This is a genomic window from Rathayibacter sp. VKM Ac-2762 (assembly GCF_009866585.1).
Classification (GTDB): Bacteria; Actinomycetota; Actinomycetes; order Actinomycetales; family Microbacteriaceae; genus Rathayibacter.
Genome location: NZ_CP047419.1, coordinates 2,808,056 through 2,821,236 on the forward strand (window position 1 = coordinate 2,808,056; position 13,181 = coordinate 2,821,236).

The following is a 13,181-nucleotide window of genomic DNA, read 5'->3' on the forward strand; positions in this document are numbered from 1 at the left end:
GCTCACCGCTTCGAAACGCGCATCGCTCGTTCCGACGCGGCGGCCGTAACCCTTCGGTCGCGCATCATCTCTGCGCGATCGCCGCCGCGAGGAAGCCGCCTCGTTCGCTGCGAAGCAGCCGAGGGCCTCGGCGCTCCTGGACAGCAGCGGCCGGCAACGGACGACCTCCGCGAGCAGCGGAGCTCGAATGGGACACATCAGTGATGTCCATCTGGACAGCTGTCGGGCAATGTGGTGATCGAGGACCACCTGGTCTCGAACCCAGCGTGGAGCCGCCTCGTCGCAACCCAACGCTTCCCGACCCCCGCCCGCTACGCCGCTCCAACCACGAGTTAGCTTTACACGAGAAGAGCTCACACCATGATCGAGATCGAGTTCTTGCCGATCGGCGAGGAAACCAACACCGGCGACGCGATCCTGCTCCACTTCACGGAGCCGTCCACAGGCAGGGACCGCGTCGTCCTCATCGACGGAGGTTTCATCGACACGAGCGACGACATCGCCTCGCATGTCCGTCAGTTCTACGGAACAAGCCACATCGACCTGATGGTCTGCACACACCCGGACAGCGACCACATCGACGGTCTGTTCGGCGTCTTCGACGAACTCACTGTTGGCGAGCTACTGATCCACCGCCCTAGCGAACACGGCTACCGGTCCGACGACGTGAAAGCAGCTCGTGTTGACGAGCTCATCACGCTCGCCCACGCATCCGGCACGACAGTGTCTACCAGCGTCTGGGCGGGACACACCTTTTTCTCCGGCGCTCTCATGATCGCCGGTCCAACCCGCGAGTACTACCGCACCCTCCTGGCTGAGCAATCAGGCTCGACCACCAGATCATCCAGTAGCTTCTCGTCCTTCTTAAGAGCATCAGCCGCAGCGATCAAGAAGGCCTTGACCCCCCGATCGACAGATCCCGGTGAAGGTGAGCTGACCGACAACGGTGGCACTACCGCACGTAACAACAGCAGCATCATCCTCGACTTCCAGCTCGACGGCTACCGTGCGCTCTTCACCGGTGACGCCGGCGTACCCGCACTCAACCCAGCCGTCGACGCGGTGGCCGCCGCCAACCGCTCCACGGCCAGCCCCGACTTCTTCGACGTCCCCCATCACGGATCTCGTCACAACCTTGACTCAGCCACGCTCGACCGTCTCGTGGGACCAATCATCGGCGACACCGCCAGCCACACAGCTCTGGTCAGCGTCGGGAAGAAGGCAGACGAGTTCCCCCGCGCAGAAGTGGCCAACGCGCTCAAGCGCCGGGGATACATCGTCGGCGCCACACGAGGACAGAAGATCTGCTTCTCCCGCGATGCAAGTCCTCGGACCGGGTGGGTCCCGATGACCCCTCTTCCCTGGGTGGAACCGGAGGACTGACGGCATGGACCGCTACCAACGGACGACACAACTGGTACCTGCCGCCGCAGCGGTTGCACCCCTGAGCTTCGCCGCTATCGTCACTTTCCAATGGGAGGACCTGCCACCGTCGATCGTCACGTGTCTCGCTGCCGCGGGATTTCACCTCGTCATCATGAGATTGATCCGCGACCGAGGAAACAAGGTTCAAGACCGGCTCTGGCAACAGTGGGGCGGACACCCGACAGCACTTCGGCTCCGCTGGAGTTCGGCCACCGATCAGTCGGCCCACGCCGATCTTCACCGCCGAGTCCAGGCGATGACCGGCACGAAGCTACCCAAGGCCGCGGTCGAACGCTCCGACTCGGCTCAGGCAGATGCGACATACGAGCGCGCAGTAGCACGCCTCCGAGAAATGACCCGAGACCGCACGCGCTACCATCGCGTCTTCTCTGAGTTGCTCGAGTACAGCACCGCGAGAAATCTGCTCGGCGTGAAGCCGTGGGGCCTCACGATTTCCGTAAGCGTTCTCCTTCTAGCAAGCGGCGCTGCCGTGGTGAACGTACTCGGCCGGGCGGACTTCTCCTGGCTCCCGGTCATCCTCAGTGGCGCCGCAGCCCTCGCGATTAGCGCGCTCTGGATCGTCATTATCACGCCGGCGTACGTCAAGCGACCTGCTACAAGGTACGCAGAGGCTCTCCTCAACGCGGCAGCTGAGCCTACGGACTGACGCTGAGGCATCGGACGTCACGAGAGGGGATGTCTGGTTTGCGCAGGCCCGTCGCCTAGGTCGAACCGCCAAGGTTTGGCGTGTATGCGGTGATGAGTGTGCGCGTCAGTTGTTCGCCTCTCAGGGCGAGCGCTTCGAGGTCCGGTTTATTCATCGCTGCGAAGTTTGTGGGGTACGCGTGCACGGCGCGCCGCGGAACGAGATCAGCTGGAGGGTTCGGGAGCCGGTGGTCCTGCGTTCCGAGGTAGACGTGAATGAATCCCTTGATCTCGGCTCGTTCACCAACGAGGTGGATGCGGTTGCGGGCGGCGTCTTGGGACTTGGTGTGGGTGATGTCGAAGCTTTGCGTGAGTCTCCCGGCGAGGAAGCGCGATGCCGTTTGTGTACCGCGTCCTCTACCGGCGTCGATGGCGATTATGTAGTCCAGGTCGTAGACGTGAGAGCTGTGCTGGGTGGACCTACCCGGTAGCAGTGGGGAAAGGCCCAGGTTGTCGTAGACACCGCCATCGGTCATTGCGAGCGTCTCGTCGTGGCGGGTGCCGTCGGAGCGTTCAAATGCGTACCGTCGGTGAAGGGCGGGGAACAGGATCGGGAACGCTGCCGAGGCGGCGACGGCTTCGGCGACGCTCACCTCATCGAGGATGCGCCCGTAGGGCGAGGACGCGCTCAGGGCGCTGCCGAATCTGACGGCGTTCCCGGTGCTCATGTCGGTGGCGGAGATGATCGTGTCGAGGCCCGCGTGCGTGACGTCGGTCATCTGCAAGGCGCCGAAGGGGCGCGCGGCCAGCGCCTCAACCAGCGCGTCGGTGCGGGAGTAGGAGCGCCCTTGCCATGTGCCGAGGGCACGCATTGCGCTGAACGTTGAGCGCATGGCCGCGCGTGGCGTGAGGGCGCGGCGTGCGAGTTCATTCTGCAAACCGCCTCGGAGCAAGGCAGTGACCGTGTTGTCGAACTCGTCGAACTTTCGGGGCCCGTAGGCCCAAAGCGCCGCTAGGAGGCTGCCACCGCTAATGCCAGAGACGATGCTGATTTTGTCGAGGACGTCGCGGTCGTGGAGGGCTCGTAGCGCGCCTAGACCGAAGGCCGCTGCACGGAACCCTCCACCGGACAGGGCGAGGCCGATTCGCGCGGTCATCTATGGTCACCCGAGCCCTCATGCTCGTCATCGGAAGCTCTGCGGCCCGGGTAGGCGTACCCGCCGGGGAACCATGCGCCGACCGAGATGAAGTGGAGTGCGATCGGCTCTTCGGGCCGGGACTGGGTCGTACGGTTCACCACACGCACGTAGAGATCCGGTGGTGTGCCTGTCTCCAGCCATGCCTGCCAGGTGGTTCCGCGTCCACCGAGGATGAGCATGACGGCTCTGCGCCCCGTGCCGTCGGGTGAGACGATGTCCGCCATGCCGGCCTCGTCGGTACGGCTCGGTGAGGCAATGCCGTGCGGATGGGTGTGCCACATGCCGATAAATCCGACCCGCTCGACGGTCGCGGTGCGGACGCTCGTGACGATCTCCTGGGTGCCCTCTATGCCGTGGTCGAAGTACGCCGCGGACAGGCGACTGTCAGGCGACGGGCCGCTCGCGCTATCGATGTAGACGGTTTGGGTGGCTTCGTCGAGACTGCCCAGGATCATTCCCCCGGTCTCGATGCGATTCCCGCGCACTCGTCGTCCTCGTCGCGCCTCGGTACGCATCTCGGTCAGCGCCCGTTCGCTGATGCACACGTCGTACTCACCGGTGTGGTCGGTGAAAGTGAGATCGTTCGCCCATGTCAACGGCACGGGTCTGCCACCTGATGCTGTGGGTGCTAGGTCACAGCCAACCGCGGACATCGGTGCAGCGTTCTTGTCGGCAACAAGAGCCAGTGCGTTGGAGAACAGGGCAGACGCCAGTGCTGTGACCTCGGCTGCCGCGCCGGTGAAGGTCGGAGCTGAGCAGCCTGGTTCGGGAAAAAATCGATCGGCGCGCGGCGGGTTCGGGAACAAGTCTTCTGTGATCGCTCTCCACCCGGGGGCCGGGATAGTGGCGGTGTCGATGGCAAGGCGACGCAAGATGTCGTGGCCGCTGCCGGTCGCTCCGGGCATCGAGACCGTGGCGATGCCTCGCTGCGCGGTATGCCCAAATAGCGCGCTGATCGTCGGTGGCCACTGTCCGCGCGTGACTGCTCGTGCGCGTTCGATCCCGACCCGCACCCCGATATCCGCGGTCGCGTCAACGATGAGGTCGTACTCGAGCAGCGTTGCGGGATCGGCGAGTGCGCCGGTCACAATATTGACCCTGGAGCTGGTGACGGCGAGGTCTCGGCGGATACGAGATAGCCGCTGCGCGAGTCGATCGGCCTTGTTGTGGCCGATGTCCGCATCGTCGTAGGGCTGCCTGACCAGGATTCCAGGCGTGACAGCGCCCTTGTCGACCACGTGCAGCTGTGCCACTCCAGCGCGAACGCAGTGTTCCGCGATGGGTGCGCCGAGGGCGCCGCAGCCTAGGATCAGCACCTTGCGGCCCATGAGCCACTGCGCTGGCGATCCGGAGTCGCGGCGTCGAGTCACCTCCGAGCGGGCTTCATGAATGACCATCCACTGGATCTTTGCAAAGCCCAGCCATCTCTGTGCCAGGTCGCGCACTTGCTGGGTGAGCTCGACGTGTTGGGGGCTGACGTCTTGGAGCAGCTCGGTGATTTGCGCACCCAGGTCATCCAGAACCCAGGCCGTGACGTGAGCCAGCGCCTGCCCGGGGTCGAGCCGGCGTGCGGGGGTGCCGAGCAGCATCATCGCGGGGACGGCATCGTCTCCGTCGAGCGCGACACCGACTGCTTTATTGATGGTGCGGGTAATCACGAAAGCCCGCAGCAATTCGTCGCGGCTGTACCCGTAGGTCTCGAGCGAGGCCGCAAGCGCGTCGGCCGTGCTGGGGTACTCCATATCGAGGGTGTCGCTGATCAGCACAAGTGGGGCAGCGAAGTGTGCCGTACCGTCCGTGTCGTGGGCCGGCAGCTCGTCAGCAACCAGACGCTGGTAGATCTGCTGCGCAGTCAACCACTCCAGCACATCGATCCGTTTTCCGCGCTGGGCGCACCAGGCGAACAGCAAGCGCACCCGCGCAGCATCGGGTGCGGTATCTGTCCAGGGGGCGAGGTCGCCCAGGTCTGGTCGGACCACGACCCAGCCGTTCTTGTAAGAGCTGTAGGCAATCGGCGGGTGTAGTGGCTGGCCGGCTGGGTCGAGCTCCCCAGCCGCAGCACGCTGCAGCCAAAGGTTCAGCCGGCCGATCAGCCCGCGCATCCCGTCTGCCGGGTTCCACTCCACTGAGGGCGCCGCGTAGAGGCACAAAAGGCGGCCCCACTGCACATGGGGCGTCCCCGCCCATCGCCGGTGCGTGACGCAGACGGTGGGATGCACCAATGGGAAGGAAGGCCCGACGAGGAACTCGAATCGTTCCCGCGCGCGCACGCGGATGCCCGACCCACTCAGGACGATCCCGGAGGTGTCGAGGGAGACGGTGAAGGTGGTCAGGCCCTCTTCATCGTGCTCGACATGTAGCAGCTGGATCCCGCCGCCACTGACGTCAGCGAGATCGGACAGCTGCCGGTGGGCCAGCGCGCTCAACGACCGAACCCGACCGGCATCTCCGGGGCACTGCTGCCGCCCCGATCGGCCGCGACCGCGGCATCGATGCGCTCCGGGCCCGTACTCAACGGCGCAGCGGACGCCGTGGTGGGCATTGCATTACCGACGGCAACGGCGGCTGCCGTGATGGCAGCGAACCGACGACCGATCGCCGAGGCGGCCAACTCAATCTTGGCCTCGGTTGCAGCGCTCTGGACGAGGTCGCCACGGATGACGCGGGCGCCGATCGCGTCAACGCCGAACACGACCGGGGAAGGCGCCGCTTCATCAATCCAGGACATGGTGCAGATGACCTCGTCCGCAATGTCCTCATACCGATCCGCTGCCATCCGATGGGGCGGGTTGTGCCCCGCGACGTCTACGTCGGGAAACACTCCGCTGCTGCACACGATGGTCCCATTCGCGCGGGCGTTGCGCTCGAACGCGTTGAGGACGTCCAATTGCAGCTGTTCGTTGCCGTCACTGTCCTTCTTGTACATCACGCGCTTGGAGCAGTGATGTGGGGCCAGAAGCAGATCCCACGCCAGGTACTGTTCACGGTCGTAGTACTCGCTGTAGTCGAAGATCTTCATGATCGTGTCGTGGGCTAGGTCTCCGAACAGCAGCACCTTGCCGTCAACGCCGCTCTCGTCGGTCAGAGTGACCTGCATCGACAACGACGTGTCGTTCCGCGCCGATGCGGCGTCGTCCTTAAACGGCGCGTGAATGAACGCCTCGAACATGCCCGCCCGCTCGTGCCCGTCCAGCACCGTCAACGACTGTCCCGGCCACGCGAGGTACTCGTCCGGCAACTCGTCGTAGGCATGGGAACTGTGCTCGTCGTCGTACCCGATGACCCGGATACGATCACCACTGGCGGGGACCCTTCCAGCGTTCACCGCATCCATCGTTGCCGCGATGCGTCGCTCGGACTCCTCCCGGAAAGCGACCGCGTCGCTGCACAAAGCCGGAGCGTCCGGGTCGTTGTACTCGCGCCACAACCGGGGGGTGGACCACAGCTCGCCGATCCTGACTCGGTCAACCAGGTCCGCGAAGCCCAGACAGTGGTCCTCGTCAGCATGCGTCAGCGCGAAGGCCGCCAAGTACGGCACATTGTCCACCACCGGCAGTGCCTCGATCAGACGGTCGACCACCGCGACTTCTGGCGTGGCTTCATCATCGGCTTTCGCCATGTCATGCAGATCCACCTGCAGCACAAGGAGGTCATCGACGACGACCGTCGTGCTGTCGCCGTTACCGACTGGCCAGAACACCACACCACGGGCCGGGAGACCCTCAGACTGGACCATGGATTGCCTCTCCGGCCGCCGGTCGTCGGACGCGACACTAGGCCTTCAACGAGACTAGCTACGGCCACCGACATCCTGCGGGCTGCGCGGACCAGGTAACTCAGTAACTCAATGAGTGCAGAGTGTGTAGATGGGTCTCATGGCGGCTTGCAGGGAGAGCGGCGCGAGCGACTCTCCCTGCAAGTTTGTCAGCAGAGGGTGACGTTTCCGGTGTTGAGGACGTCGACCGGGTTCTTGGCGATCTTCGCGTAGAAGGTGATGCAGGTCGTTCCGGGTGCGTAGACCATCGGGGTCCAGAACTCGTTCGGGGCGCTCGCGTAGGACGGGCTGTATTTCCATCCTGATGAGGCGGAGTAGATGCCGGCCTCCGCCTGCCGACCACCCGCGTTGGTAATCCTGACCCAGTTCGTCTGGCAGCTGGAGCTGTACCGCACCTCGACCTTGCCGTAGCCGAGGTAGTTGCGCATGTAGATCGTGGACGCCGAGGTGGAACATCCCGTGGCGAGAGGATCCCCGCTCGTCGGAGCAGCGTTCGCTGCGGGCGCTCCCCCGATCGCCGTCGCGGTGAGCACGACGGAGGCGGCGAGGACGCTCGAGAGACGGGAGCGAAGGCTTCGTGAAGCTGTCTGGTTCATCAGGACTCCTGGCAGTTGGTGCGCCGGCCGAAGGTCTCGTCCGTCGTCAGAATCTTTGATACGCGGGCTCATTCGTAGTGGGGAAACGCCCCTCGTCTTCTTCGGTAGGCAAGATGCACCGGGTCTGCTGGCGGCAGCGCGGAAGAGGGCTAGGCCGCTACTACGACCTGGCCCTCCCCTGTCGCGAAGATCTAGTAGGTGATCTTCAGCAGGTAGCCGCGGCCGCCGGCCGCTCCGATCGACTGGCCTGTCGACGGGTCGAGCGCCCACGGCTTATCCAGGCGCGACGGACTGTGCTGGGAAATGCGGACGGATCCGTCTCCATCGATCGCGGTGACGATGCCAGCGTGATCGATGGCGCCGTCAGCGTGGTGCTCGCCGTTGGCGGCATCCCAGTCGTAGAGGATGATGTCGCCGAGCTGGGCACCTCCGGCTGTGCGGTCTTCGGTGCTGATCTCGGCGAGCGTCGAGTAGTTGTTGTTCACCATCGAGTTCTTGAACCAGTCGGCGGCGGAGGCCGCCTTGGATGGGCCGGGCCAGGGCTTGTCGTTCATGTAGACGGGATTGATGGTCCAGTCCGTCCAGTCGGACGTCTTGGGCAGCCCGCCCTGCCACAAGGCGTTGGACACGAACCAGGTGCAGTCGTTGCCATAGCGGTAGCTGTCTTCATCGTCGACGTGATCCAGCGCCCACTGCACCGCGGCACTTCGGGCGTAGTTCGAGCACGCAGGCACCACGGGGTCGTTGCTGCGCGTGAGCAGAAGCGAATCGTGGATGTATCCCTGGCCCGGGATGTGGTTCCAGATTGCCGTGCCGTTGACGCTCTGCCCGATCTCGTAGCAGTCGATCGCCAGCTGAGTTCCCTGGGGCACGACGGTGGCGATAGGTGCGGCGGTCGTGGGTCCCGAGCGGATGTTCGCAGCTCCCAGGGTGGGGTAGAAGTCCGATGCCTGCGCGGAGCTCGCTCCCGCGACCGCATAGGCGACCACGGAACCTGTAACTAGCCCCGTCGCCACGGTTCGGCGGAGCGTGACCCGCTTTCGCGGCCCAACTGGCTTCTCGCTCCCCGCCCGAAGGGTGTCGAGCTGGAAGGAAGTGGTCAGGCGAGACCGGGGGGCTCGCCGGGTGATCGGGTACATCAGGGCTCCTCTGCTGTGTCATGGAGTGGAGCGCCGGCTGGTGGTTGTGACCGACGCCACTTCCCTTGATACGGGGGACGCTATGTTGTGGGAAATTTCCCCCCAACCGGAGGCGCCCATGCCACGCGAAAGTCGTCCCCCCGGCCCCGCCCACACGCTGCAGCAGCAGCTTGGCCACCAGATCCGGCACTGGCGAGAGCAGCGATCACTCACCATCCCCCAACTCGCGGACCTCGTCGGACGCAACCGTCGAACCATCAGTGGCGCCGAGGAGGGGCGCGACTGCCCGTCAGCCGCGGTCATGATGCAGCTCGAGCACCACCTCGCCAGCGGCGGCATCCTGATGTCCTCCTACGAAGCCGTCCTCGCGGGACGCGCCAGAGAGAAGCTCAACCGCGAACTCACCCAATTCGCACTCTCCCCTGACGCATCCGAAGCCGACTCCTCCGAGTTCCTCGGAGAGACAATCGCGGACGGCACCATCATGGCGCCGGGCCAAATGTTCGAGAAAACCTGGACCATCCGCAACGTCGGCACAGTCACCTGGACCGACCGACGCCTCGCCCGCATCGGAATCGCCGCAGGCCACGGCCTCATCACGACACCCGCCTTCATCCCCATGCCCACAACCAAACCCGGCGAAGACCTCGTGTTCACGGTCCCCTGCACCGCACAGTTCGTTCAAGGCACGAGCATCGCCGCGTTCAAGATGGTCGACACCCAAAACCGGCTCTACTTCCCCTTCTCCCGCTACACCATCGGATTACAGGTGCAAGTCACGGTCGTCGACAGACAACCTCCCTCCGCCCCTTGATGTTTGGTCAGCAGCTATCCGCGCGACGCTCGGGACGAGCGCGAGCGCAGCGTCAATGGCTGAGGGCGCGACTCAGCGGCCGGGTTCAGATCGTTCGATCTGACGGCCCTGCCCGCGTCCGCCACGCGTCGATGGAACTCGTGTGCGCGCTGCGGGGTCCGCTCCACGAGCGGGAGTCGCGAACGAGGCGTCCACGGTTATCCGCGCGTTGATCTGCTCCTGCGGGACGTCCTGGGCCTGCATCGCATTCGCGGTGGGAGTCCGGCGCTCGGCGCTGTCGTACGCGAGTTTCCCTTCGGAGCGGGCCGCGGCTGCGCGTCCCTCGTCTACCGCCGCAGGAACGCCGTCAGGGGCGCTCTGGACGCCGTTGTCGTCGCGGTAGAGCGCAACCTGGGATCGAGCGTCCTCGGCCAGGGTGCGTAACTCCTCGGGGCTCTGCGTGGGCGTTCCGCCGGCCTCCGCGATCATCACCTGGGCCTCGGTGACGTCACGGCGGGATTGTGCCCGCTCGGCGTCCGCCGCGGCGACGGTGGGGCCGCCGGCCTGGTCGGTGCGCCACTCCTGCACGAGAGCCGCGCTCGCGGCTTCAGCCACCGCCGGATCCGCCGGCTGCGCGCGGCCATGGTCGAAGGCGACGGCTGTCTCGACGCGGTAGTCCTGGTAGCCGACCGGATCGTTGGCGCGCTTCCACTCCTCCGCGACACTCAGCTCGAGTGCGGGGACGTCGCCGGCTACCGCCGCGCGGTAGTCCGCGATGAGCGCCCGCTCCGCCGAAGGGTTGGGCTCGCGGATGTCGCCGACGGGCATCGTCAGCCGGTCATCGTCGTGTCGGTGGTAGCCCTCGGGCGCGGCAGTGGAGGCCCACTGCTTAGCGAGGTCCAGCTCGGTTGGGGTGTCGCGTGCGATGCCCTGCAGCGTGGCGACGTCGACGCCGTAGCGCTCCTTCGCCTCTGACGCGATCAAGGCGCTGGCGGACGCGATCTGAGGGTCCGCGTCCTTCCACGCGGTCGCCGTCTCCGCGACGCGGGCGACGTCGCGCACGCTCGCCTGATCCCACCACTGGGGATCGTTGACGACCGATACTGCCTGTCGCGCAGCTGCCCGTTCGCCCTCGTAGCGGGCGGCGAGCTCGCGGGCCTCGATCGCGCTGCGCTGCTGCGCTTCGCGCATCGCTTCCTGGTATGCGCGGGCCAGCTTCTCGCCGAGCTGGATCGCGATGGTGAGCGCGATCCGCGTGGACGAGTTGATGGACTCTTCCACGCCTCCGTCGTCGTCAGCCATAGTGATGCCTCCCCTTCACTGGTCTCGGTCTAGCGGTCGTATCCGTCGCGCTCGCGCGGCTCGGTGCCGCGCTGCGGGGCAGCGGTCGTGGTGACGTTCGGCTCGGCCTTCGTGAGCTTCGTCGGGACAGGAGTCCCGGTCGCGAAGCTCGCCTGCACCGTCTCGCGCGCGCGGCGAGTGTCCTCGGGCAGAGCCTCCCAGGCGTTCTTCTGGATCTGCGCGCTGTAGCCCTCGTGAACCGTCTTCAGTTGGTTTCGGATCGTCCCGGCGAGCTCGCGCGTGCGGCGGGCGTCGCCGGCGGCCTGGTGGGCGTCCATGATCGCTCGCGTGGTGCGCACGATCTGACGCAGCAGCATGGCCTCCTCGGCGGCCTTGTTCCGCTTCCCGGCGGTCGCGAGGATCAGCATCGTCGTGCCGGACATGGACGGCATCCCCGCCGGCCGCGGCGTCGACTCGTGCGCGCGCAGGTGCGCGGAGCGGGCGAGGGTCCGTGACGCTTCGGCCAGCGGCCCGGGCGTCGGCTCGAGGCGCCTCGACCACGCGGCGTAGGCGCCGGAGGCTTCGCGGGCTGCGTGTGCCCAGGTCGCTCGATCGGAGGGGTCCACTCGACTCAGGTAGTCGTGCAGCCGCCCCATGTCCTCCGCGTACGAGGAGTAAAGGGCGCTGGAGAGCTCCGTCGCTTCGCGGCCGGACGCGACGGGCTCATAGCGCCACGAGTTCTTCGCTGTCGCGCGCCACTCATCGACCGCTGTCTGCGCGGACTCCGGTGAGTCCGGCCAGCCCTTCCGCAGCTCCGGGAGAGTGAGATCCCGGGCGAGCTTCCCGCCACCGTGCCACACCACGGGCGCGCCCTTCTCGGGACGCAACGCGACCGAGTAGCCGGCGACGACGTCGTCGTGGCCCGCCGCATAGCGCGGGCGGATGAGCACGCCGGCCTGACGCATCCGGCGCACGAACTCCGCCTCGTCCGCTGACGCGGATGTCGACGAGCGGACCGCGCGCTCGAGCCGGTGAGCGTCGACCTCGACGGCGCCGCGGCGCTGCGCGGACTCGCGAGCGCCCGGCTGCACGCCGCGCTCCCCCAGCTCACGCTCGGGCGCGTGCAACGGCTCGAGCCCGTACTCCTTCTCCAGCTGACGGCTGACCGTCTGCGAGAGCGCCTTGTCATACGCGACGTGCGCCTTCGTCCTGTCGGCGCGCACCGCGGAGACAGCGATGTGGATGTGGTCGTTGCCGTTCTTCGACAGCCCGTGCCGCACGGCGATCCACCGGCAGTCCGCCTTTGCGGAGGACTCGCCGGCGGACCCCATCCGGTCCACGAAATCGGTCGCGATCCGTCCCCACTGCTCATCGGTGAGCTGCCCCTCCTCCGCACGCAGCGAGAGGGAGCAGTGCCAGACGTCAGCGGCGACGCGCTTGCTGCCGATCTACTCGCCGGAGTCCTTGTCGAACACCTTCTCGTGGCGGGTCACCTCGACGCCGAAGAAGTTCTTGTACTCGTTCAACTCTGCCGCGATCGCGGCGGCCTCGGCTTGGTCGAGGACGCTCTCACCGAGCATCGCCATGATCGCCGGGTTCCCCGCGATCAAGTGCTGCTCGGTGTGCTCGTTCGCGCGCCCCTCGCCCGCGAGGTAGCGCACGAGACCGCCCATGTCCCCGCCGTACGTGACGTTGGGGATCACTGGTCGGCCAGTCGTCGCAGCGTCTCATTCACCCGCGGCACTGCGCCCGGTACTCCGCCGCCACTTACGCTGCTTCCTCAGGGAAGCGGCCCTCGGCGTTAGCGAAGGATCATCGACTCGATCAGCGCCGAACTCACCCCCCGAGGGACTCCTCGGACTCAACACCCGCAGCGTCGAGGAGCAGGCATCCCCCGCGACCATCGCCCGCGACTGGCTCGCCGAGACTGCGCTCGACTAGAAGCGGCCTCGAGCCTCTCGGCACCCGGAGCCGTCAGCGTGCGACTTCAGCCGCGGGCAGCTCGGTGACGTCCGCGGAAGGCGACGATCCGGCCGTGCAGGAGGAGCAGCCGCGGCACGACCTGGTAGACCGCGAGCGGCACCACGACGGCGGTCAGGACGAAGGCCCGCAGAACAGGAGGCCACTCGTCCGCGACGAGGGCCGGCACTGTCATCCCGATGGTGACCAGAGGAGAGATCGCCAGCCAGGTCACCGCCGCCCCGACGTGCACGCTCGCGACAGGTGAGGGCCGGTGATGCACATCGGTCTCGTCGGCGGCGAGTGCTCTGCCGTCATGCTCCATCGTGTCCTCCGACCGGTCTTCCGGACACGGACCTCGGGACACTC

At 66.3% G+C, this 13,181-nt stretch carries 12 protein-coding genes; 3 read left to right on the forward strand and 9 right to left on the reverse strand.

Annotation, left to right across the window (positions count from 1 at the left end; genetic code table 11):
- Window positions 1-360: 360 nt before the first annotated feature.
- Both GTU71_RS13185 and GTU71_RS13190 read left to right on the forward strand, forming a co-directional pair.
- Window positions 361-1,383 carry an MBL fold metallo-hydrolase gene (locus tag GTU71_RS13185; protein WP_159940445.1) on the forward strand — a complete coding sequence of 341 codons (1,023 nt, stop codon included), beginning with the start codon at window positions 361-363 and terminating at the stop codon, window positions 1,381-1,383.
- 4 nt (window positions 1,384-1,387) lie between these two features.
- Complete coding sequence (locus GTU71_RS13190; protein WP_159940447.1) at window positions 1,388-2,092, forward strand: hypothetical protein; 705 nt, start codon at window positions 1,388-1,390, stop codon at window positions 2,090-2,092.
- 55 nt (window positions 2,093-2,147) lie between these two features.
- Here the strand turns inward: GTU71_RS13190 and GTU71_RS13195 are convergent, their stop codons facing one another.
- From GTU71_RS13195 to GTU71_RS13215, 5 genes are all read right to left on the reverse strand, one after another.
- Window positions 2,148-3,227: a patatin-like phospholipase family protein gene (locus GTU71_RS13195; protein WP_159940449.1), complete on the reverse strand. Its 1,080-nt coding sequence runs from the start codon at window positions 3,225-3,227 to the stop codon at window positions 2,148-2,150.
- The gene (locus tag GTU71_RS13200; protein ID WP_159940451.1) at window positions 3,224-5,695 is read right to left on the reverse strand and encodes a ThiF family adenylyltransferase; all 2,472 of its coding nucleotides are present in this window, start codon (window positions 5,693-5,695) and stop codon (window positions 3,224-3,226) included. The genes GTU71_RS13195 and GTU71_RS13200 overlap by 4 nt, the downstream gene beginning before the upstream one ends.
- A complete protein-coding gene (locus tag GTU71_RS13205) occupies window positions 5,692-7,005 on the reverse strand; it encodes a hypothetical protein (RefSeq protein WP_159940453.1) in 1,314 nt (437 codons plus the stop codon). Before GTU71_RS13205 ends, GTU71_RS13200 begins: the two co-directional genes overlap by 4 nt.
- A gap of 188 nt (window positions 7,006-7,193) precedes the next feature.
- Window positions 7,194-7,640 (reverse strand): DUF2690 domain-containing protein, encoded by a 447-nt coding sequence (locus tag GTU71_RS13210; protein WP_159940455.1) that lies wholly within the window; start codon window positions 7,638-7,640, stop codon window positions 7,194-7,196.
- Window positions 7,641-7,831: 191 nt separating this feature from the next.
- The gene (locus GTU71_RS13215) at window positions 7,832-8,629 is read right to left on the reverse strand and encodes an amidase domain-containing protein (protein WP_159940457.1); all 798 of its coding nucleotides are present in this window, start codon (window positions 8,627-8,629) and stop codon (window positions 7,832-7,834) included.
- 136 nt (window positions 8,630-8,765) lie between these two features.
- On the opposite strand from GTU71_RS13215, the gene GTU71_RS13220 reads away from it, so the two are divergent.
- Complete coding sequence (locus GTU71_RS13220; RefSeq protein ID WP_159940459.1) at window positions 8,766-9,593, forward strand: NBR1-Ig-like domain-containing protein; 828 nt, start codon at window positions 8,766-8,768, stop codon at window positions 9,591-9,593.
- A gap of 72 nt (window positions 9,594-9,665) precedes the next feature.
- Here GTU71_RS13220 and GTU71_RS13225 read toward each other — a convergent pair whose 3' ends face one another.
- The 4 genes from GTU71_RS13225 to GTU71_RS16500 all read right to left on the reverse strand — a co-directional run bounded on the left by GTU71_RS13225 (window position 9,666) and on the right by GTU71_RS16500 (window position 13,137).
- Window positions 9,666-10,874: a hypothetical protein gene (locus GTU71_RS13225; protein ID WP_159940461.1), complete on the reverse strand. Its 1,209-nt coding sequence runs from the start codon at window positions 10,872-10,874 to the stop codon at window positions 9,666-9,668.
- Window positions 10,875-10,903: 29 nt separating this feature from the next.
- Complete coding sequence (locus GTU71_RS13230; RefSeq protein WP_347877632.1) at window positions 10,904-12,301, reverse strand: relaxase/mobilization nuclease domain-containing protein; 1,398 nt, start codon at window positions 12,299-12,301, stop codon at window positions 10,904-10,906.
- The gene (locus GTU71_RS13235) at window positions 12,302-12,526 is read right to left on the reverse strand and encodes a hypothetical protein (RefSeq protein WP_159940465.1); all 225 of its coding nucleotides are present in this window, start codon (window positions 12,524-12,526) and stop codon (window positions 12,302-12,304) included.
- A 314-nt stretch (window positions 12,527-12,840) separates the two neighbouring features.
- A complete protein-coding gene (locus tag GTU71_RS16500) occupies window positions 12,841-13,137 on the reverse strand; it encodes a hypothetical protein (RefSeq protein ID WP_159940467.1) in 297 nt (98 codons plus the stop codon).
- Between the last annotated feature and the right edge of the window lie 44 nt (window positions 13,138-13,181).